Raw genomic sequence first — 19,551 nt, 5'->3', positions numbered from 1 at the left:
AGACGCGCGGGAGGGGGGGCCGGTGCAGCCCCCCTCCCGTTATGCGTATGCGACCGCCAGGAAACCTACCACACCGCCGGTGACGGTCGCAAGCAGATTGACCAGGTCGTTGCCCACGACCGGCCGCCCCCGGTGCAGCCGGGTGGGGCTGCCGCAGCTGTGTGTGCGCCGCTCCGTCTCCTTCCGGCACCGCGGGCACCAGTAGATGCCCTGCACGGTCGCCCCCAGGAGCGAGTCCAGGAACGAGCCGGCGAGGCCGGCCAGCGTCACCCAGGGGAGAAGGCGCCACCCCAGCGGGCCGGCCAGGGCCCCGACCAGCCCGATGAGCAGCCCCCCGCCCACGGCGGCCAGCGTACCGTGGAGGGAGACGGCGCCGCTGGTCCCCGGCGACACCCGGCGGAAAGTGGTGACGAGCCGGGGCGGCGTGTGTGACAGGACCCCCAGCTCCGTGGCCCAGGTGTCCGCCGCGGCCGCAGCCAGGCTGCCCAGGACGGCGCCCAGCCACGCGGCGTCGCCGGTGGCCGCGTGCGCGACGGCCGCTACGGCGGCCACGCCGCCGTTGGCCAGCGCCTGGCCGAGGTCGCGCGTGCCGGTCTTGGCGAAGTCGGCCTCAACCGCCGCCTTGCGCTGCCGGAAGAGCCTGGAGAGCAGGCTGCCCGAGACGAAGAACGCCACGAGTGCCAGCCCGCCCGGCCATCCGCTCAGGCCGAAGACGGCAGTGCCCGTGAGGATGGCGCCGAGCACACCGCTGGGCGTCAGCGCGCCCTTCAGCCAGGCGGCAAGCCCGATCAGGGCGGCCAGCAGGGCGCCCAGACCCAGAGCGGGCAGCAGCGGCGTGATGTGGTGCAGGCCGACCCAGAGCACGAGGCCCGTGCCCAGGGGCACCCACAGGTTGTCCCGCCCCTTGATGCCCAGGGCCTCGGCACAGGCCGCCGCCACGGCGGCCAGGACGGCCAGGCCCGCCAGCGCCTTCGGCGCCAGCTCCGGCGAGAGGATGCGGAGCACCGCGAGGAGGGTCGCCAGGGTGACGGCGAACATGGTGACGGAGCCCTCCAGGCTCTTCACCCGGCCTTCCACCGTGGCGTAGCGCCGCCTGCCCAGCCGCAGGCCCACCGTGGAGGCCATGGCGTCGCCCAGCGTCATGGCGAGCACGCCGCCGGCCAGGGCCGCGGGCTCGTCCCAGGCCAGCAGCACCAGCAGGGCGAACGAGACGGCGAACCAGACGGTCCCCAGGTTGTCAGCGTCGGCCTCGACCGCACCCAGGAGCCGCCGGCGGTGGATGATCCAGTTGAGGGCGGCAGAAACGGCGGGCGGCACCGCCGCCAGGTACCGGTTTTCAAACGCCAGCAGCGTGCCGATGACCCACAGCCCCGCGCCCACGTGCACGATCTTGCGGGCGATGGGCCGGGGCAAGCCCAGCCGGTATCCGGCCTCCCCCACCGCCACCACGCTGCCCACATAGGCAAATGCCGCAAGTACTGCCCAGAGGTCGCCCATCCTGCATTCCTCCTCGCTCCGACAGGAGAACTTCGCTCCAGGTCTGAAACATACCTTCAGGGAATGGCAATGGGCAACCTGAATGCGGTGCGCAGGACACCGAGTACCTATCGTTTGGAAAGGCAGGGTTGGTCGCGATGATGTGGAGAACGCTGCTCGATCTGTTCATCGGCTTCGGCCGCGCGACGCTGCTGGGGTTCGGCGGCGGGCCGTCCATCGTTCCGCTGTACGAGCACGAGGCCGTGGAGGTCTTCAACTGGGTCACCCGGGAGGAGTTCGGCACGGCGCTCGCCATCGGCAACGCGCTGCCCGGTCCGATCGCGACCAAGCTGACCATGTACATCGGCTACCGGGTGGCGGGATGGCCGGGGGCCATTGTGTCCCTGATCGCCGTCACGCTGCCCGTCGGCCTGATCATGATCGCCCTGGCGGGGCTGCTGCTCCGGTTCAAGGACAGCCCGGTCCTGAAGGGCATGGTCGCCGGCATCCGGCCGGTGGTCTTCGTGATGCTGGCCATGCTGGCGTGGGACTTCGCGGCCTTCGCCTTCCAGCCCCGGGGCACCGGGCCGCTGAGCTGGCTGCCTTTCGGCATCGCCGCCGCGTTCTTCATCTCCGTGCAGTACCTCAAGCTCTCCCCGATCTACGGGGTGCTGGCGTCGCTGGCGATCGGCGCCCTCTTCCTCCGCTAGCCGCGGCCGGCGCCGCCGCGCAGAAGTTTTTCCGGGGGCAGCAGGGTTCTGACGCCCGAAGGCGAAGAGGTATGCCGGGTCCCGTGACTCTCATTTAGGAGGCTGTCAGACTTGGCCGTTGTGAGCATTTTCGTTGGGAATCTGCCCTGGGCTACCACGGATGAGGATCTGCATGAGCTCTTCGCCCCGTACGGGGAGGTGCTGCGGTCGAAGATCGTGCTGGACCGCGAGACCAACCGCAGCCGCGGGTTCGGGTTTGTCGACATGGAGGAGGAAGCGGCCGCCCGGGCCATCGAGGCCTGGAACGGCCAGCCGTACAACGGCCGTGTCCTGACAGTCAACCTGGCCCAGAGCCGTCCCGCCCGCAGGTAACATCACCAGCCATCACAGCGGCGCCCCCGCGCATCGGGGGCGCCGCTTCTGTGCGGTTGGGGGGCCGGGTCACCACGGACGTCGGGGGCCAGGTCCTCAGGGACGTCGGGCCGGGTCCCCAGTGACGTCGGGGGCCAGGTCCCCCGTGATGTCGGGAACCGGTGGCCCCCGGGAGCCTCGGGGTCAGCTGTGCGGGGGCCTTTCCGCGGCCAGCCTGCGCGCCAGCTCCGCCTTCTGCTGCTCGTACCCGGGCCGGCCCAGCAGGGCGTACAGGTTCGCCTTGTACGCCTCCACGCCGGGCTGGTCAAAGGGGTTCACCCCCAACAGGTACCCGCTGATGGCACAGGCCTTCTGGAAGAAGTAGAGCATCTGGCCGTAGTGGTAAGGCGTGAGCTCCGGAAGCGTGAGCGTGAGGTTGGGCACCCCGGCCTCGGTGTGGGCGAGACGGGTCGCCAGGAAGGCCATCCGTCCCAGGCGGTGCAGCGTCTGCCCGCGGAGGTCGTCCAGCCCGTCGGCGGTGCCGCCCTCCGGCAGCGGGATGTCCGCGGACGGACGCTCCACGTGTACGACGGTCTCGAACAGGTGCCTCGGGCCGTCCTGGATATACTGGCCCAGCGAATGCAGGTCGGTGGTGAACACTGCGGCTGCGGGGAAGATGCCCTTGCCGTCCTTGCCCTCCGACTCGCCGAAGAGCTGCTTCCACCACTCCGCCGTCATGCGCAGGGCCGGCTCGTAGGTCACCAGCAGTTCCGTCGTCCGCCCCTTGTGGTACAGGGCGTGCCGGGCGGCGGCGTACTGGTAGCAGGGGTTCCGGGCCAGGTCGGGCTCGCGGCAGGCGGCCGCCGCGGCCGCCGCGCCGGCGATGAGCTGTTCGACGTCGATACCGGCGGCGGCGATGGGGAGAAGCCCCACGGCCGTCAGTACTGAGTAGCGGCCGCCGATGTCGTCAGGGATGACGAACCGGGTGTAGCCTTCGGCGTCGGCCAGCTGCTTCAGGGCGCCCCGGGCTCGGTCGGTCGTCACGTAGATGCGCCGCCGGGCGCCCTCCTTGCCGTACCGGCGTTCCATCCAGGCGCGGAAGAGCCGGAAGGCGAGGGCGGGCTCGGTGGTCGTCCCGGACTTGGAGACAACGTTCACCGAGACCTCCTTGCCCTCCAGCACCTCAAACAGCTCCGTCAGGTAGCGCGGACTCAGGTCCGTGCCGGCCCAGAAGATCTGCGGCCCCCCGCGCCGCTCCGGCGGGAGCAGGTTGTGGAAGGTGTGCCCCAGGGCCTCCACAGCCGCACGGGCCCCCAGGTAGGATCCGCCGGTCCCGATGACCACCAGCGCGTCGGACTGGCTCCGGATGCGGGCGGCCGCGTCCCCGATGCGGCGAAGCTCCTCCCGGTCAGCGCGCTCGGGCAGGTCGAGCCAGCCGGCAAACTCAGCCCCCGGCCCTGTCCGCTCGTGGAGCATCCGGTGGGCGATCCGGACGTGCTCCTCCAGGTACGCCAGTTCGTGGGGCTGCGGACCGGCCGGGGACGGCGAGATGGAAAACTGCAGCGCAGACGTCACGGCGACCGCCTCCGAATGACGGTATTCCCTTTCAGATTATAGGCCTGCCGCAGCGGCGGGGCCAACCCGGGGCATCTGCTGTCTGCGGGCCCCACCCGGGGCACCCGGCGTCAGAAGGTGACGGCGAGGATCGCGTCCGGCCGCACGAAGGTGGCGCGCCCCTCCCCGTCCACCAGGACGACGGGGTCGGCCAGGATCAGTTTCCCGGTGCGCAGCCGCGCCCCCACCTGGAGGGTCACCTTCCGCCCCCGGAGCCCGGCCAGCAGGTCTGCGAGGGCATCGGCGCAGGGGCCCCGGCTGTCATTGCGGCCATCGTTGCGGCCGGCGTGGTGGCCGCCGTCGCTCTGCCGCGGCGCGGCCGGCGCCCGCGCCGGCCCGGGCCCCGTCTGCCGCCGGGCGACCCGCATGCTCCTCCGGGCAAAGCGGCAGGCGTTCTGCATTCAGCCCACCTCCCTTTCCCGTCCCGCTCCTGACACACATGGGCAGGAACGCATACTGTAAACCTGGGAGAGCTGTGCCCGGGCTCTCTCAGTCGGTGTATGAGGAGGCGTCGGAACATGCCTCAGAACGGGACCATCCGACGGCTGCTGGAGGACCTGCGGGGGGGCGGGTTCAACACGAGCCTGGTCGTGGACGGCGTCGTGATCAGGCGCCAGAAGGTCGTGGCCTTCGAAAACGACGTCGTCTATACCGTGAACCGGAACGGCCTGGCCCGCGCCACCCGGATCGAGCGGATCGATAGTGTAGACTTCTGAACTTCGAGGCCCGATCCCCGATGCGCCTCACTGCCGGAGACGCGCATGGGGCATGGACGCACTGGGGGGAGCCCGTTCAGGCTCCCCCCGTGCAAACCAGGGCAAAACCGGCGGTTCGAAGCGCCCCGCCCAGCCGGTGGGTTCGTGCCGTCGGTTCTGCGCTGGTTTCAGTTGCGGTAGCGGTACACGATGCGCCCCCGCGTCAGGTCGTACGGGCTCAGCTCCACCGTCACCCGGTCGCCGGGGACCACGCGGATGAAGTGCCGGCGCAGCTTCCCGCCCAGGTGGGCGATCACCTCCGGCTGATTCTCCAGGTCAAGCTTGACGGTGAAAAAGCCGTTGGACCGGGGTTCGACAATCACGCCATCCACCTCGATCATGTCCGACCTCGCCAATACACATCACCTCCTTCCTCTGCTATTATAGTCGCATTCCCGCGATCCGTCATCCGCACATCCGGCAAATTCCATGTCAGGGGATTGCTGGGCCGGCTGCTGCGAATCTGCCTTGTCGGGTGATTCTGCTGCGTGCTACAATGTTCAACGCGAATCTTGTCGGAGGGGGTTTCACCCTTGGGCCGAAAGTGGGAGAATATCAAGCGTTCGAAAGCGAAACTGGACCAGCAGCGAGGGGCAACCTTCTCCCGCATCACGAAGGACATCATGAAAGCCGCCAGAGAGGGAGGGCCGGATCCGGAGAGCAACTTCCTGCTCAAAGCGGCGCTGGCCGCCGCGCGCAAGGCGAACATGCCCAACGAGAACATCCAGCGGGCCATCGCCCGGGGGGCCGGCCTGGACAGCGCGGAGCGGCTGGAGGAGATCGTGTACGAGGGCTACGGCCCCGGCGGCGTCGCCATCATGATGAACATCGTGACCGACAACCGGAACCGCACCGCGGGCGAGGTGCGCCACATCTTCTCCAAGCACGGCGGGTCGCTCGGTGAGACCGGCTGCGTCGGCTGGATGTTCCGAAAGCGGGGCGTCATCGAGATCGACCGCTCCGAAACGCAGATCGGCGAGGACGACCTGATGATGATCGCCCTGGACGCCGGGGCAGACGACCTGGTCACCACGGAGGAGGCCTACGAGATCTACACGCCTCCCGAGTCGCTCAACCAGGTGCTGAAAGAGCTGGAAGCCGCGGGAGTCCCGGTGGAGAAGGGCGAGATCGCCATGGTGCCCACCACGACGGTCAACGTGACGGGTGAGGCGGCCGACCAGCTCCTCCGCCTCCTGGAGCTACTGGAAGACCACGACGACGTGCAGAACGTGTATACAAACGCAGAAATCAGCGAAGGGTAGTGCGGCGGCGACCCCGCAGACAGCGGGGCGCCGCCGTTCCGCTTGTGCACGGCCCGCGGCGGCGCCGGGACGCACGATGCGCTGTCCGGTCTGCGCCCGCGCCGGAGCTCACGACGCGCCTTCCGGCTCTCGCCCCCGCCGGAGCAGCAGCGGCTCCCGGCCCGTGCGCCACACCACCTCGGCCAGCGCCGCCACCACCTCGGGCGCCACGTGGGGCTCCTGCAGCACGGCCACCGCCGGCGGGGCCAGGGGGGGACTGAAGAAGCCCAGGCTGATCACCCGGTCGGGCCGGCTGGTGGCCGCCGCCAGATAGGCGGAGGAGATGGTGGGCGAGCAGGTGGCCAGGATTGCGTGCGCTGGGGCGAGGCTGTCCAGCCTGGCAAACAGCTCCCGCTTCGCCGGCAGGTCGGCCGGCGAAGCCTCGATGACCAGGTCGGCGTCGGCCACGGCCACGTCCAGTACGGCTTCCAGCCGCACCCGCACCCGGGCCAGCTGCGCCACGGCAGCCGCCCCGCCGCCGTCGCACTCCAGCGCGTTCAGCCGGTCCTGCACCCGGCGACCGGACTCCGCCAGGCCCGCCGGGTCGGGCTCATACAGACAGGTGGCGTACCCCGCCCGGGCCATCAGCGCGGCGATCTCCACCCCCGCCGGGGTGCCGCCGACCACCGTGATCCGCTCCATCATCGTCCCCCGCCCCCTTCTCGGCCTTTGTCCGCCTTCAACCCATACACAAAACACAGGTATGCACCAAAGTACAGGTTATGCCCACCGTCCTCACACAAAGGACCCGTTTGTGGCAGGTGCGGAACCCACGTGCAGGAGTCCAGAAGTTTCTTGTGGTATCCAGTTCATTGCCAAAACACGCGCGCCTTCGGGCGCTGCAGAAGGAGGCAGACCATGAACCGATTGATGCGGCTCCTCTCATCGGGAATCGTAGCGTTAATGGTCTCGGTTCTCGCGCTGCCGGCCGGCGCGCACGCCGCTCCGGTCGTCCGTGCCGGGGTCACCGACTGCGACCTCGGGGACCACTGGGCAGCCCCCTATGCCTGCGAACTGATGGCCAACGGTATCATCGAAGAGGATGCAGCTGAAATCGACCTGAACGCCCCCCTGGCCGCGCCGGCCTTCCGCGCGCTGCTGGAGCGGGCAGGCGCCTCCCTGACCGACGACGCTGAGGGTCCGCTCACCCGGGGCGAGGCCATGCGGATGCTGGCCCAGGCCGTGGCCGGCGACCAGCTGGACGGGGCGGACCTGCGTGTGCTGGACGGCTACGCGGATGCGGCTGTGGCCGATGAGGAGACGCGCGAGGCGCTCGCGTTCCTGCTTCTGCGCGGCGTCGTGCTGGGCCGCGACACGGGCGAACTGGACCTCGACGCGCCGATCACCCTCGGCGAGGCCGCCAAGCTGATCAGCCTGGCCGTGCCGGAGATCCTGCCCGAGGGCACCGACAAGATCAGCCTGCTGGTGTACAGCGACTTCCACGGCCGTCTGGAGCCCAACGGCGCCGAGATGGGCGCAGCGCGCTTCACCACCGCCATCGCCGGCCAGCTGCTGAAGAACCCCAACACCGTGCTGATCGACGGCGGCGACACCTTCCAGGGCACCCCCATCTCCAACCTGGTGGACGGCGCCTCGGTGCAGGAGTGGCGGAACAAGGTCGGCGTGACCATCGCCACCCTGGGCAACCACGAGTTCGACTGGAGCCAGCCGACGCTGCAGGGTCTGCTGCAGCAGGCCGAGCATCCGGTGATCTCCGCCAACATCTTCTTCGAGGGCACGCAGGAGCGGCCTGAGTGGCTGGTGCCCAGCACCACGCTGGAGGTGGCCGGCTACAAGATCGGCTTCATCGGCATCACCACCCCGGAGACCAAGGGCATCGTGCTGGCTGCCAACGTGGAGGGGCTGGAGTTCGCCGATCCGGCCCCGGTGATCGACGCCGAGGCGAAGGCCCTGCGTGAGGCGGGCGCGGACCTGGTGGTCGTCGTGGCCCACGGTGCGGCCGACCAGGGCGACGAGCCCCTCGAGGTCGAGGGCGAGGTCGCGGAGTGGATGGCCCGCGTGACGGAGCGGGTGGACGCGATCACGGGTGGCCACTCCCATGAGCAGGCCGCCGGGTTCGTCCTGGACGCGAACGGCAACACCGTGCCGGCCGTGCAGTCCGGTCCGCACAGCACGGGCCTTGCCCGCATCGACCTGTACATCAACCGGGCCGACAAGCAGGTGATCCGGGCGGCCGTCGACGTGTGGAATCCGCACGAGGCGCTGGCGCCGACCCCGTGGGCCGCGGACCTGGTCGCCAAGTGGGCCGCCGAGATCGAGCCGATCAAGGCCCGGCCGGTCGGCAAGCTGGCGCACCAGCTCACCCGCACCTATGAGCAGTCCGGCGAGAGCGTGCTCGGCGACTTCATCACCGACGCCATGCTGGCCGGCGCGCCGGGGGCGCAGATCGCCGTCCACAACGGCGGCGGCATCCGGGCGCACCTCACCCCGAACGAGGAAGGCCTGGTCACCTGGGGCGACTTGTACACCACCAGCCCGTTCGGCAACACCCTGGTCCTGGTCGACATGAAGGGCAGCGAGCTGAAGGTCCTGCTGGAGCAGGGGCTGGAGGGCTACGTGAAGCGGCTGCTCAACCAGGGCGGTCCCCGGCCGCTGCAGGTCTCCGGCATCACCTTCAAGTGGGACTACAGCAAGCCCGAAGGCGAGCGGGTGCTGGAGATCAACTTGGCTGACGGCACGCCGGTCGACCCGGATGCCACCTACAAGGTGGTCGTGAACAACTTCATGGCGTCGGGCGGCGACGGCCTCGCCATCCTGGCGGAACTGACCGACAAGCAGATCGATCTCGGCATCGTCCTGCTGGACGCCCTGGTCGACTACTTCAAGGCCCTGGCCGCCGACGAGCCGCTGACCTACGAGCTGCAGAACCGCATGGAAGTCCTCAACATGCCCGAGGACCTGCGGCTGCCGCCGGAGTAAGCAGTACGAACTGCGGGGCTGTCACGGCAACTGCCGTGACAGCCCCTTCCGTTTACCGGTAGTTGACGAATTGCAGCTCCAGCCCGAAGTCCTGCGACCGCAGGAGCTGGATCACCGCCTGCAGGTCGTCCTTCTTGGGGCCCGAGACCCGGATTTCGTCGCCGCGGATCTCGGCCTTCACCTTCAGCTTGGTCGCGCGGATGGCGGCGGTCATCTGCTTCGCCTTGTCCTGCGGGATGCCCTGACGGAGCGTGATCACCTGGCGCAGCATGCCCCCCGCCGCGTCCTCCACCCGGCCGTACTCCAGGGCCCGGAGCCCCACCCCGCGCCGGACCAGCCGGGTCTGCAGGATGTCGAGGACGGCCCTCAGCTTCATCTCGTCGTCAGCCAGGATGGTGATCTGACCCTTCTTCTCGTCCAGGTCGACCGTGGACTTCGACCCCCGGAAGTCGTAGCGCGTCTTCATCTCCCGCTGGGTCTGGTCCACGGCGTTGACCACCTCCGCCATGTTGACCTTGGACACGACATCAAACGAATAGTCAGCCACAGAAGAACACCTCGTGAGACCATAGATTGCCTTGTATGTTACCACATCCGTTCAGGCGTGGGGACGTGCGTCTTCTCCCTGCGCATCGCCGGGCAGGTACTGCCACCCGTCGCTCTGCGCCGCCTCCGGGCCGCGGGTCGGCTGCCGCCACCGGTCGCCCTGCACCGCCTCCGGGCCGCCGGACGACCGCTGCCACCCGTCGCCCTGCGCCGCCTCCGGGCCGCCGGGCGGGCGGGTCCGGCCGTCATCCTGTGCTTCCGGTTCCTCCTCCAGACCGGGATACGGGTTCACGTGCACCAGGACGTCCCTGCATCCGGGCACGGCCCGCATGATGGCCGCCTTCACCCGCTTGCCGATCCGGTGCCCCTCGGCGACGGTCAGCCCGCCGTCCACGCTCACCTTGCACTCCGCGTAGATCCCGGGGCCGAACACCCGGGCCTTCAGCTCTCCCACCCTCTCCACGCCGGGCACGCGCAGGGCCGCCTGCCGCATGGCGGCCATCGTCGCCGGGTCCGGCGCCCGGTCCATCAGGTCGTGTACCGCGTCCCAGTAAAGACCGATGCCCATGCGCAGGATCAGGCCCGAGACCAGCAGGCCCATCAGGGGGTCGAGCAGGGGTAGCCCGAACCGGCCCCCCAGCGCACCGGCCAGGGCCGCCACGGAGGCCAGCACGTCGGTGCGCTGGTTGGCGGCGTCCGCGAGCACCGCCTGGCTGCCCAGCCGCCGTCCCAGCCGGGTCAGGTAGCGGGCAAGGACCTCCTTGGCCGCGATGGAGATCCCGGTGACGACAGCGGCGAGGAGGCCGACCGGCTCTCCCCCCGCCCGCAGGGCCTGCAGCGCGCCGGCTCCGGTGGCCAGCCCCGCGAAGATCACGATCATGCCTACCAGCTTGGCCGCCACCGGCTCCGCCTTCTCGTGGCCATACGGATGGTTCCGGTCGGGAGGCAGGGCGGCGATGCGGCTGCCGCCCAGCACCACCAGCGTGGCCAGGATGTCGGTGCCCGAGTTGGCCGCATCGGCCAGGACCGCCGCGGAACCGGCCAGGAACCCGGCGATCCCCCGGGCCACGGTGAGGCTGAGGTTGACCGCGATCGTGAGCCACCCCGCCCGGTTGATCAGCTGTCGCCGTCTGTCCCCCGAAATGCTGGACGCCAAAGGGCCCCCTCCCTTCCGCCTTAGTATGCGCCGGCGGAAGAGCGGGGGCCCGGCCAGGGTTGCGTTTTACATCGCCCGGAGGGCCTGATCCAGATCCGCGATGAGGTCGGCGACGTCCTCCAGACCCACATGGATGCGCACAAGGCCCGGGCTGGGCCACTGAGCTTCGGGCGCCTTGTGCATCGCGCCGATGACCGGCAGGAAGACCAGCGACTCATATCCGCCCCAGGAGACGCCTAACTTGAAGAAGCGCAGGGCGTCCACGAAGCGCGACGCCTGCTGCAGGTCCCGGGTGTCCAGCTCGAAGGAGAGCAGGCCCGACGCCCCCCGCATCTGCCGGAGCGCGAGCTCGTACTGCGGGTGAGACGGGTGGCCGGGATAGTGGATCCGGGCGACCCGGGGGTGGCCGGCCAGAAACTCCGCCACTTTGGCGGCGTTGACCTGGTGCTGCCGCATGCGCACCGGCAGCGTGCGCAGCCCGCGGCCGATCAGCCAGGCCTCGAAGGGGCCGATGATGCCGCCGAGCAGCGGATACTCGGTTTCGCCGATGCGGCGCAGCCGCTCCGCCGAACCGAGGATGGCCCCGGCCAGCACGTCCGAATGGCCGCCGAAGTACTTGCTGCCCGAGTAGACCACAAGGTCGACGCCCAGTTCCAGCGGGCGCTGCAGCAGCATGGTGGCGTAGGAGTTGTCGATGATGGTGACGATCCCGTGCCGGCGGGCCACCGCCGTCACGGCGGCGAGGTCCTGGAGCTTCATCATGTTGGACGATGGCGACTCCAGGTAGAACAGGCGGGTGTTGGGCCGCACAGCGGCCTCCCATTCGGCGGGATCGCGCCCGTCCACCAGCGTGGCCGACACGCCGAAGCGGCTGAGGTATCCGGTGATGAACGCCTTCGCCGGACCGTAGGCCGTATCCACGCAGACCACGTGGTCGCCGGCCTGCACAGAGGACAGGATCGCGGCGGAGATCGCCGCCATGCCCGAACCGAAGAGCCGGCAGGCCTCCGCGCCTTCCATGGCCGCCAGCTTCTCCTCCACCACCCGCACGGTGGGGTTCCGCCGCCGCGTATAGACGTAGTGCTCCTGCTCATCTGCAAACGCCGCGATGGCGTCGGCGACGGACGGAAACACGAATGTCGAGGTCTCGAAGATGGGCGGCGATGCGGCGCCCATGAAGCTGAACGGGTCGTCGCCCGCATGTGCGGCCAGGGTGTCCATACGGCGGCTCGGAACCGGGGCAGATCTGTGCATGGCTGCTCGCTCCTCATCCCGGAAAATCGAGGATGTAAGTATTTTCGACAACTCCACCGAACGTTCCTGCGCGGCGCCGCATCCCCCACCCCGGCGGCCGTCCGCCGTCCCGGTGCAAGCGACGGTGCGGGGGGATGCGCCCATCCCGCCGTTTCGGGCATGCTAATGCACGGCCTCACTCTGATTGGGAGGTGCCAGGCATGTCCGAAGTTCTGCCACCTGAGGTCCGGAAGCAGATCGACGAGTGGGAGACCCGGCAGCGGTACAACCCGGCGGAGGTGGAGAAGGTGGAAGGGAACCTGCGGATGACCAAAGTCCGCCGCACGGTCCCGATCACCCAGCATCACTACTCCAACCACCCGGGCGAGACATCCCAATAGGTAGGCCGCGTGGAGGGGGCGCAGGCCCCCTCCGTCGCTGCGGTGTGAGGCGTCGGCGCCAGGCCTTCACCGGCGCTGACCCGCAGACCACGCGTCACCGGCGGAGCCGGCGGGCCGCGGGATCCTGCCAACGCGCACTTATCCGGGAAAAACCCGCAGGTACCCCTTCCGCAGGACCACTTCCCAGCGCTTCTCCTCCGTCAGGTTCAGCCGCTCGTACACGTAACCCGGCAGCCTCACCTGCAGTTCCACCCCCGGCGGGTCTGACCGGAACAGCAGCAACACATCGCCGCCGTAATCGATCTCGGCCACGATCTCCCCCGCCAGCACGTTGCCCCCCGGCCTGCGAAGCGGCCGGTCCTTCCTCACCAGCATGACGTGCTCCGGGCGGATCGCACAGATAACCCGCTGACCCGGAGACACGTCCGCGGCCGGGGCCTCCAGTTCGTGGGCGCCGATGCGGACCTGGGTCGCGGACGGGCCGGCTGCGGCCACCACCCCCTCGAGCCGGTTGAGGAAGCCCATCTGAACGGCGGCGCCCAGGGTCGCGGGCGATTGGAAGACCTGCTCCCGCGGTCCGGCCTGCACCACCCGGCCGGCCTCGTACACCGCGATGCACCGGCTGAGGGCGTACGCCTCCTGAAGCTGATGCGTGACCAGCAGGGTCGGGATCTGCAGCTCGGCCAGCAGGGCGAGGAGCTGACCGTACAGCGTCCGCCGCGTCGCGTCGTCCAGCGCGGCGAACGGCTCGTCCAGAAGCAGCACCTCCGGGCGGGTGACCAGCGCCCGGGCGAGGGCGACCCGCTGCTGCTGCCCCCCTGAGAGTTCACCCGGGCGCCGCCCCTCGAGGCCTTTCAGCCCGACCCGGGCGACGGCAGAGGCGGCACGCTCCAGCCGCTCGCCCCGGGGCAGCCGGTGCAGCCCGTAGGCGACGTTCTGCAGCACCGTCATGTGCGGGAAGAGGGCGTACTGCTGCGGCACGTAGCCCACCCGGCGGGCCTGCGGCGGCAGGTGGATGCCCGCTGCGGCGTCGAACAGCGTCCTGCCGCTGAGCCGGATAACGCCCCGGTCCGGGCGGATGAGCCCGGCGACCGCCTGCAGGGTCAGGCTCTTCCCGGAGCCCGAAGGACCGAACAGAGCGGTGATATACGGCCCGGCGTGCAGATCCACCTGAAGGTGGAAACCCCCGATGCGCTTCTCGATCTGGCAGGTCAGCATGTCACCGCCTCCCCCCGTCCCCGATGCGCGCCAGCAATGCCAGGACCCCGACGCTCACCAGGCTGATCAGGAGCACCAGCTGGTTGGCCAGCGAGTACTGGCCGGCCTGCACCGCATCGTAGATCGCGACCGAAAGGGTCTGGGTCCGGCCGGGGATGTTGCCCGCGACCATCAGCGTCGCGCCAAACTCGCCCATGGCGCGGGCGAAGGCCAGCACCGCCCCGGCCAGAATGCCCCGCCACGCCAGCGGCACGGTCACTGTAAAGAAGATGGCCGCCTCCGACCGGCCCAGCGTCCGTGCAGCCGCTTCCAGGGCCGGGTCCACCGCCTCGAACGCCGCCTGGGCCGAGCGCACGACCAGCGGGAACGACACGATGGCGGCTGCCAGCACCGCGGCCTGCCAGGTGAAGACCAGGCTGATGCCCCACCCCTCCAGCAGCCGGCCCAGGGGGCTCTGCCGGCCGATGAGCAAGAGCAGGTAGTAGCCCAGCACCGTGGGCGGCAGGACCAGCGGCAGCGTGGTGAGGGCCGAAAGCAGCCCCGGCAGCGGCAGGCGCCGGCGGGCCAGTCCGTAAGCCAGGGGTACCCCCGGAAGCGCGGCAAGCAGGGTGGCCAGGACGGCCACCCGCAGCGAGAGGATCACCGGGAACCAGTCGATGGCGCTCCAGTCCGCCAAGGTCATCACTCCGCCGGAAGTCCGAATCCGTAACGCTCCAGCACCGCCCGGCCCTCAGGACCCGTGACCAGGTCTGCGAAACGGCGCGCCTCATCCGCCAGCGGGCTTCCGGCCACCACGGCCAGGGCCTGCTCCAGCGGCGAATGCAGCGACGGGTCCACCGGGACGCAGGTGATCTCGGGCACGCCGGCCAGCGAGTGCGGCACCAGGCCGGCGTCGGCGTTGCCGGTCTGGACGTACTGCAGAGCCTGCCGGGCGTTCTCGGCCAGCACAAGCTTGGGCTGGAGCGCTTCCCACAGCCCGGCGCTCTCCAGCGCCTCCCGGGCCGCGCGGCCGTACGGGGCGTGGTTCGGGTTGGCGATGGCGATGTATCCGACCGCCGGGTCCAGCAGGTCGGTCAGCTCGTCAGCCTCCGTTCCCGCCCGGGTGCTCGCAGCCAGCACCAGGTGGCCGAGGGCGTAGACCCGGCGGGTCTCGGGAATGAGCGCCCCGGCCTCGATCAGCTGGTCAACGTAGCTCACATCGGCTGCGGCAAACAGGTCGACGGGGGCGCCGTTCTCGATCTGGCTGGCCAGGTTGCCGCTGGCCCCGAAGGTGAACGTCACCTCCACCCCTGTCCGCTCCGCATAAAGCTGCCCGATCTCCGCAAAGGCGTGGTACAGGTCCGAGGCCGCGGCGACGGTGAGGGTGCGGGGCGCGCCTCCCGGGGCGCCGGGGCCCGAGCCAGATCTGCCGTCCGCGGGACCGCCCCCGGCCGGTCCCCGCGGTGCACAGCCCGCGGCCAGGGCGAGCAGGATCAGGAGGATGGAGAGCCAGCGTCGGCTTCCGCGTGGCAGCATGCCGCGTCTCTTCCTTTCGCCGCGAAGTCTCTGCTGTCACGATACCACAACGAGCCCCTCCGGACACGTCACGAGCGTGCCAGTACCCGGCTAGAGCCGGCGCCCGAGCCCCCCGGCACCGTTCCGCCGGAGCCACGCGGCCCTCCGCCCGCATAGGCTGACCCGAGGTGGTCCTCGTGCACATCACGCCCGTCTACCGCGATGTCCTGCTCAGCCTGGAGGCAGCCGAGCTGGGCTCACCTCTGTGGCCGGCTTTCTACCACATGGCCTACCTCCCCCACCGCGCCTACTTCGACGGCTTGGCAGACACGTACGGCCCGCTGCTGCTGGGACAGGGGGGACTTCCCGGCATCCTCGCCGGTCAGGCGCCGGCGCTCCGGCAGGCGCTGCGTCCGGCCCCCGGCTACCGCATGGAAGAGCGGGTGCGGTCGATCATGACCGCGCTGGGGCCGCGGCTGCCCGGACCGCTGCCGCGCGTCTTCCTGGCGACGCTGTTTTTCGCCGCCCCGGCCGCGACGATCGCGGTAGAGGGCCGGCCGGCCATTGCGCTGGGACTGGAGCGCTTCTCGCCCGCCCCGCCGGCGGGCCCGAAGTTCTGGTACCACCCGGACGAGGTGGAGGAGATGATCCCGCATGAGGCCGCGCACGTCGTCCGGATGGAGGCCCTCGGCCTGCCCGTTTCGCCCCAGGACCTCACCCTGCTGGACATGGTGATGCTGGAAGGGACCGCCCTGCTGTTCACGGATCTCCTGCTGGGCCGGGAGACCCTGGCGACGTTCCTGGACCCGGCCCGCCTGGCCTGGCACCGGGCACACGACAGCGAGGCGGTCGCCGCGGCCGCCCGGGAGTTCAACACCGGGGGGCTGGCCGCCTTTGCCCGCTACTTCGCCGCCACCGCGCCGATCAGCGGATACTGGGTGGGCTACTCCCTCTGCCGGCGCTATCTGGAGCGGTACGGCAAAGCGGCGATGCCCGAGCTGCTCTGCCTGCCCTCGGCAGAGATCCTGCGCCGCCTGCAGTGATCCCGATCCGCACCGCGGAGGGCGTGCGCCCGGGGGCTCGGGACCGAAGGCCGGCGAATCCCGGGTTGAGATGGGTCCGGCAGGCCGCTATACTGGGGAGGTGAAAGGGGGGCCTTCTCCGTGGCCGGTGATCGTTGGAAGGGCGCCACAACCGATCGGGGGAAGCCGCGGGTGTACATCCAGCAGTACCTCGATCTGAAGCTGCCTGAGGAGCGCTACAAGCGGATCTGCCAGGAAATGGGGCTGGAGAAGCCCTTTACCGAGGAAGCGGCAACCGCCGTGATGGAAGCGTTTCTGGAGGACCTGGCCGACGGGTCCCAGTGCGACACGGTGCACCTGCACCGCGCCGAGGGCGACGTCGTGCTCATGACCGTCGTCTCCTTCCCCTACAGCCAGGCGACCTACGACCGCATGATGGCGGCCTACCTGGCGAAGAAGTCCCTGGGACAGGCGGAATAGCCCACCCGCGACGAGGAGTCGCACGCTCCTCGCCGTTCTTTTTTGGAGACAAGAACCCCTGTCATGCTGTATGATAGCGGGTAGGTGGCCCGACCATCAGACCATTGTCGCCAGCTCCACCTCAGACTCCTCCAGGAAAGGAAGGCGAAACCGTGCTGAGTCCAGAAGTTCTCGCCGCCCTCAAGGCAGCGGTGGGCGAACCCTGGTGCCTCACCAGCAAGGCCGACCTCATGGCCTACTCCTACGACGCCACGCCGCTCTACCAGCGGCTCCCCGACGTGGTGGTCCTGCCCGCGACCACCGAGGAGGTCGCCGCGGTCATGCGGGTCGCCCATGCGCACCGCATCCCTGTACATACCCGGGGCGCCGGCACCAACCTCGCCGCGGGCACCGTGCCCGCAGGCGGCGGCATCGTCATGTCCCTCAACCGCATGAACAAGATCCTCGAGATCGACCAGGAGAACCTGACGGCCACCGCGCAGGCCGGCGTCATCACGGCGGACCTGCACAGGGCCGTGGAGGCGGTCGGGCTCTTCTACCCGCCCGATCCCGGCTCCATGACCTCCTCCACCCTGGGCGGCAACGTCATGGAATCTGCCGGCGGGCTGCGGGGCCTGAAGTACGGCGTCACCAAGGACTACGTCATGGGGATTGAGGCCGTCACGGCCGACGGCCGCATCTTCCGCGCCGGCGGCAAGAACGTGAAGGACGTGGCCGGCTACGACCTGATCAAGCTGATCTGCGGCTCGGAGGGCACGCTCTGCATCGTGACCGAGGTCACCCTGAAGCTGTTGCCGATGCCCGAGACCAAGCGCACGGCCCTGGCCATCTTCCCCGAGGTGGAGGCGGCCGCCCGCGCGGTCAGCCGCATCATCGCCGCGCGCATCATCCCCTGTACCCTGGAGTTTATGGACAACGGCACCATCCGCGCCGTGGAAGATTACGTCCACCTGGGCCTTCCCACCGACGCGGCGGCGCTGCTGCTCATCCAGCAGGATGGCCCCGCCTCCGTGTGCGACAACGATATCGCCCGCATCGCCGAGATCTGCCGGGAGGAGGGCGCGACGCGCGTGGAGCACGCCAGCGACCCCGCCGAGCAGGACCGGCTCATGCAGGCCCGCCGCTGGGCGCTCTCGGCTCTGGCCCGGCGCAGGCCCACCACCATCCTGGAGGACGCAACGGTGCCCCGGAGCAAGCTCGCCCCCATGGTGGCCGAGATCCAGCGCATCGCGCAGAAGTACCAGCTCGACATCTGCACCTTCGGCCACGCCGGCGACGGCAACCTCCATCCGACCTGCATGACCGACGAGCGGAACAAGGAGGAGATCGAGCGGGTCGAGCAGGCCTTTGCGGAGATCTTCGCGGCCGCGCTGGAGCTGGGCGGCACCATCACCGGCGAGCACGGCGTGGGCGAGGCCAAGTCGCCGTACCTCGAGTGGAAGGTCGGCCCGGTGGGCATCGACCTCATGAAGAACATCAAGAAGGCCTTCGACCCGCTGGGCATCCTGAACCCGGGCAAGATGTTCGCCGGCGAGACCCGCAAGCGGGTGGTGGTCCGCCAGTGAAGGCCTATATCTCCGAGGACATGGTCCTCAACTGCATGCGCTGCGGGTTCTGCCTGCCCGCCTGCCCCACCTACCGGTACAAGCAGGTGGAGTCGGCCAGCCCGCGCGGCCGCATCGCGCTGATGCGCGCGGTCATGGAGGAGAAGCTGGACATCCTGGACATCGCCGACCCGCTGGACGCCTGCCTCGGGTGCCGCGCCTGCGAGCCCGCCTGCCCGGCCGGCGTCTCTTACGGCGCGATCCTGGAGCAGGGGCGCGCGCAGCTGGCCGAGGTCCGGCCCCTGCCCGGCATCGTGCGCTGGGCCTACCGCTACCTGCTGGGGACGCCCGGCGGCATCAAGTTCTCCGCCTGGGCGCTGTGGCTCTATCAGAAGCTGGGCCTCCGCAGCCTGGCCCACGCCCTGAACCTGGTGGAGAAGATCGGCGGCAAGGGCATGGCCGACATGGAACGGGCCATTCCGCCCGTGGCCTCCCCGGCCAGGCGGGCGGCGCGCAGGCCTGTGTACCCCGCCGCCGGCAACCGCCGCTACCGGGTCGCCTTCTTCCTCGGCTGCCTGTCGGACATCGTCTTCTTCGAGACCAACCAGAACGCGATCGACGTGCTGACCCGCCTGGGCTGCGAGATCGTCGTGCCGAAGGGCCAGGGCTGCTGCGGCGCGGTGCACAGCCACGCGGGCGAGCACGCGATGGCCGTGGAGCAGGCCAAGCGGAACATCGCCGCCTTCGAGAGAAGCGGCGCCGACTTCATCGTGGGCACGGCCGGCGGCTGCGGCGCGGCGCTGCGGGAGTACGACAAGCTGCTGGCCGACGACCCGGAGTGGGCCGAACGCGCCCGGGCCTTCTCCTCCCGGTGCCGCGACTTCTCCGAGCTGGTGGAACAGCTGGGTCCGGTCCCGATGGGCGACATGACGGGCACCTACACCTACCAGGACTCCTGCCACCTGCGCAACGTGCAGAAGGTGGCCGCCCCGCCCCGCAACCTGCTGAAGTCCATGCCCGGCGCCCGGTTCGTCGAACTGCCGGAGGCCGACCGCTGCTGCGGCGCCGCGGGCACCTACATGATCACCCAGGCCCTGCTCTCCGACCAGATTCTGGACGACAAGACGGAGAAGGTCGCCGGAACTGGCGCCTCGACCCTGGTGGTGGCCAACACCCCGTGCCACCTGGAGATGCTGGAGGGCATCGCGCGCGCCGGCCTTTCGGACAAGGTACAGGTGCGCCACATCGCCGACGTGGTCGCCGAGGCCGTGCGCAAGGCCGAATCTGCCGGCGGGAAGCCGTAAGCGATC

The 19,551-nt window shown here is 69.9% G+C and carries 21 protein-coding genes; 10 read left to right on the top strand and 11 right to left on the bottom strand.

What is annotated here, in order from left to right; translation table 11 throughout:
* Positions 1-39 precede the first annotated feature (39 nt).
* Positions 40-1,497 carry a DUF92 domain-containing protein gene (locus ACZ5UM_RS10120; protein WP_464843898.1) on the bottom strand — a complete coding sequence of 486 codons (1,458 nt, stop codon included), beginning with the start codon at positions 1,495-1,497 and terminating at the stop codon, positions 40-42.
* Between the two features lie 137 nt (positions 1,498-1,634).
* Between ACZ5UM_RS10120 and ACZ5UM_RS10115 the strand changes: the two genes are divergently transcribed.
* Both ACZ5UM_RS10115 and ACZ5UM_RS10110 read left to right on the top strand, forming a co-directional pair.
* On the top strand, positions 1,635-2,186 hold the full coding sequence (locus ACZ5UM_RS10115; protein ID WP_464843897.1) for a chromate transporter: 552 nt from the start codon (positions 1,635-1,637) through the stop codon (positions 2,184-2,186).
* Between the two features lie 111 nt (positions 2,187-2,297).
* A complete protein-coding gene (locus ACZ5UM_RS10110; protein WP_464843895.1) occupies positions 2,298-2,558 on the top strand; it encodes an RNA recognition motif domain-containing protein in 261 nt (86 codons plus the stop codon).
* 183 nt (positions 2,559-2,741) lie between these two features.
* On the opposite strand, the gene ACZ5UM_RS10105 is transcribed toward ACZ5UM_RS10110, so the two are convergent.
* Complete coding sequence (locus tag ACZ5UM_RS10105; RefSeq protein WP_464843893.1) at positions 2,742-4,112, bottom strand: glucose-6-phosphate isomerase; 1,371 nt, start codon at positions 4,110-4,112, stop codon at positions 2,742-2,744.
* Positions 4,113-4,222: 110 nt separating this feature from the next.
* On the bottom strand, positions 4,223-4,552 hold the full coding sequence (locus ACZ5UM_RS10100) for a hypothetical protein (RefSeq protein ID WP_464843892.1): 330 nt from the start codon (positions 4,550-4,552) through the stop codon (positions 4,223-4,225).
* A 117-nt stretch (positions 4,553-4,669) separates the two neighbouring features.
* Here ACZ5UM_RS10100 and ACZ5UM_RS10095 point away from each other — a divergent pair, with 117 nt between their 5' ends.
* On the top strand, positions 4,670-4,867 hold the full coding sequence (locus ACZ5UM_RS10095) for a hypothetical protein (protein ID WP_464843891.1): 198 nt from the start codon (positions 4,670-4,672) through the stop codon (positions 4,865-4,867).
* Positions 4,868-5,034: 167 nt separating this feature from the next.
* Here ACZ5UM_RS10095 and infA read toward each other — a convergent pair whose 3' ends face one another.
* Entirely contained in the window at positions 5,035-5,262 is a 228-nt protein-coding gene (gene infA, locus ACZ5UM_RS10090; RefSeq protein WP_464843890.1) for a translation initiation factor IF-1, read from the bottom strand.
* Positions 5,263-5,439: 177 nt separating this feature from the next.
* On the opposite strand from infA, the gene ACZ5UM_RS10085 reads away from it, so the two are divergent.
* On the top strand, positions 5,440-6,168 hold the full coding sequence (locus tag ACZ5UM_RS10085; protein ID WP_464843888.1) for a YebC/PmpR family DNA-binding transcriptional regulator: 729 nt from the start codon (positions 5,440-5,442) through the stop codon (positions 6,166-6,168).
* 108 nt (positions 6,169-6,276) lie between these two features.
* Here the strand turns inward: ACZ5UM_RS10085 and ACZ5UM_RS10080 are convergent, their stop codons facing one another.
* Positions 6,277-6,852 carry a 3-hydroxyacyl-CoA dehydrogenase family protein gene (locus ACZ5UM_RS10080; protein ID WP_464843887.1) on the bottom strand — a complete coding sequence of 192 codons (576 nt, stop codon included), beginning with the start codon at positions 6,850-6,852 and terminating at the stop codon, positions 6,277-6,279.
* 213 nt (positions 6,853-7,065) lie between these two features.
* Here ACZ5UM_RS10080 and ACZ5UM_RS10075 point away from each other — a divergent pair, with 213 nt between their 5' ends.
* Positions 7,066-9,147, top strand: a complete 2,082-nt coding sequence (locus ACZ5UM_RS10075; RefSeq protein WP_464843886.1) for a bifunctional metallophosphatase/5'-nucleotidase — start codon at positions 7,066-7,068, stop codon at positions 9,145-9,147.
* A gap of 52 nt (positions 9,148-9,199) precedes the next feature.
* Here the strand turns inward: ACZ5UM_RS10075 and ACZ5UM_RS10070 are convergent, their stop codons facing one another.
* The 3 genes from ACZ5UM_RS10070 to ACZ5UM_RS10060 all read right to left on the bottom strand — a co-directional run bounded on the left by ACZ5UM_RS10070 (position 9,200) and on the right by ACZ5UM_RS10060 (position 12,103).
* Positions 9,200-9,694 (bottom strand): YajQ family cyclic di-GMP-binding protein, encoded by a 495-nt coding sequence (locus ACZ5UM_RS10070; RefSeq protein ID WP_464843885.1) that lies wholly within the window; start codon positions 9,692-9,694, stop codon positions 9,200-9,202.
* Positions 9,695-9,745: 51 nt separating this feature from the next.
* Complete coding sequence (locus tag ACZ5UM_RS10065; protein WP_464843884.1) at positions 9,746-10,849, bottom strand: cation diffusion facilitator family transporter; 1,104 nt, start codon at positions 10,847-10,849, stop codon at positions 9,746-9,748.
* Between the two features lie 66 nt (positions 10,850-10,915).
* The gene (locus ACZ5UM_RS10060) at positions 10,916-12,103 is read right to left on the bottom strand and encodes a trans-sulfuration enzyme family protein (protein WP_464843883.1); all 1,188 of its coding nucleotides are present in this window, start codon (positions 12,101-12,103) and stop codon (positions 10,916-10,918) included.
* 200 nt (positions 12,104-12,303) lie between these two features.
* Between ACZ5UM_RS10060 and ACZ5UM_RS10055 the strand changes: the two genes are divergently transcribed.
* Complete coding sequence (locus tag ACZ5UM_RS10055) at positions 12,304-12,483, top strand: hypothetical protein (RefSeq protein ID WP_464843882.1); 180 nt, start codon at positions 12,304-12,306, stop codon at positions 12,481-12,483.
* A gap of 138 nt (positions 12,484-12,621) precedes the next feature.
* On the opposite strand, the gene ACZ5UM_RS10050 is transcribed toward ACZ5UM_RS10055, so the two are convergent.
* From ACZ5UM_RS10050 to modA, 3 genes are read right to left on the bottom strand one after another with little or no spacing between them, the layout of a single operon-like run.
* On the bottom strand, positions 12,622-13,701 hold the full coding sequence (locus ACZ5UM_RS10050) for an ABC transporter ATP-binding protein (RefSeq protein WP_464843881.1): 1,080 nt from the start codon (positions 13,699-13,701) through the stop codon (positions 12,622-12,624).
* A 1-nt stretch (position 13,702) separates the two neighbouring features.
* Positions 13,703-14,383, bottom strand: a complete 681-nt coding sequence (modB, locus tag ACZ5UM_RS10045; RefSeq protein WP_464848339.1) for a molybdate ABC transporter permease subunit — start codon at positions 14,381-14,383, stop codon at positions 13,703-13,705.
* On the bottom strand, positions 14,383-15,216 hold the full coding sequence (gene modA, locus ACZ5UM_RS10040) for a molybdate ABC transporter substrate-binding protein (protein ID WP_464843880.1): 834 nt from the start codon (positions 15,214-15,216) through the stop codon (positions 14,383-14,385). The genes modB and modA overlap by 1 nt, the downstream gene beginning before the upstream one ends.
* Positions 15,217-15,383: 167 nt before the next feature.
* Here modA and ACZ5UM_RS10035 point away from each other — a divergent pair, with 167 nt between their 5' ends.
* The 4 genes from ACZ5UM_RS10035 (at position 15,384) to ACZ5UM_RS10020 (ending at position 19,545) form a co-directional block, all read left to right on the top strand.
* On the top strand, positions 15,384-16,238 hold the full coding sequence (locus tag ACZ5UM_RS10035; protein ID WP_464843879.1) for a DUF2268 domain-containing putative Zn-dependent protease: 855 nt from the start codon (positions 15,384-15,386) through the stop codon (positions 16,236-16,238).
* 120 nt (positions 16,239-16,358) lie between these two features.
* Positions 16,359-16,697 (top strand): hypothetical protein, encoded by a 339-nt coding sequence (locus tag ACZ5UM_RS10030; protein ID WP_464843878.1) that lies wholly within the window; start codon positions 16,359-16,361, stop codon positions 16,695-16,697.
* A 152-nt stretch (positions 16,698-16,849) separates the two neighbouring features.
* On the top strand, positions 16,850-18,262 hold the full coding sequence (locus tag ACZ5UM_RS10025; RefSeq protein WP_464843877.1) for an FAD-binding oxidoreductase: 1,413 nt from the start codon (positions 16,850-16,852) through the stop codon (positions 18,260-18,262).
* Positions 18,259-19,545, top strand: a complete 1,287-nt coding sequence (locus ACZ5UM_RS10020) for a (Fe-S)-binding protein (protein WP_464843876.1) — start codon at positions 18,259-18,261, stop codon at positions 19,543-19,545. Before ACZ5UM_RS10025 ends, ACZ5UM_RS10020 begins: the two co-directional genes overlap by 4 nt.
* The last annotated feature ends 6 nt before the right edge of the window (positions 19,546-19,551 follow it).

The organism is Symbiobacterium ostreiconchae, assembly GCF_055396975.1.
The sequence above is the reverse complement of the archived record's forward strand: the minus strand, read 5'-3'. Positions and strand labels throughout refer to the sequence as shown.

Coding starts and splice junctions, on each gene's coding strand:
- ACZ5UM_RS10115 (WP_464843897.1), top strand. CDS start 1,635: ATGATGTGGAGAACGCTGCTCGATCTGTTCATCGGCTTCGGCCGCGCG.
- ACZ5UM_RS10050 (WP_464843881.1), bottom strand. CDS start 13,701: ATGCTGACCTGCCAGATCGAGAAGCGCATCGGGGGTTTCCACCTTCAG.
- ACZ5UM_RS10055 (WP_464843882.1), top strand. CDS start 12,304: ATGTCCGAAGTTCTGCCACCTGAGGTCCGGAAGCAGATCGACGAGTGG.
- ACZ5UM_RS10060 (WP_464843883.1), bottom strand. CDS start 12,103: ATGCACAGATCTGCCCCGGTTCCGAGCCGCCGTATGGACACCCTGGCC.
- ACZ5UM_RS10120 (WP_464843898.1), bottom strand. CDS start 1,497: ATGGGCGACCTCTGGGCAGTACTTGCGGCATTTGCCTATGTGGGCAGC.
- ACZ5UM_RS10080 (WP_464843887.1), bottom strand. CDS start 6,852: ATGATGGAGCGGATCACGGTGGTCGGCGGCACCCCGGCGGGGGTGGAG.
- modB (WP_464848339.1), bottom strand. CDS start 14,383: ATGACCTTGGCGGACTGGAGCGCCATCGACTGGTTCCCGGTGATCCTC.
- ACZ5UM_RS10100 (WP_464843892.1), bottom strand. CDS start 4,552: ATGCAGAACGCCTGCCGCTTTGCCCGGAGGAGCATGCGGGTCGCCCGG.
- modA (WP_464843880.1), bottom strand. CDS start 15,216: ATGCTGCCACGCGGAAGCCGACGCTGGCTCTCCATCCTCCTGATCCTG.
- ACZ5UM_RS10095 (WP_464843891.1), top strand. CDS start 4,670: ATGCCTCAGAACGGGACCATCCGACGGCTGCTGGAGGACCTGCGGGGG.
- ACZ5UM_RS10075 (WP_464843886.1), top strand. CDS start 7,066: ATGAACCGATTGATGCGGCTCCTCTCATCGGGAATCGTAGCGTTAATG.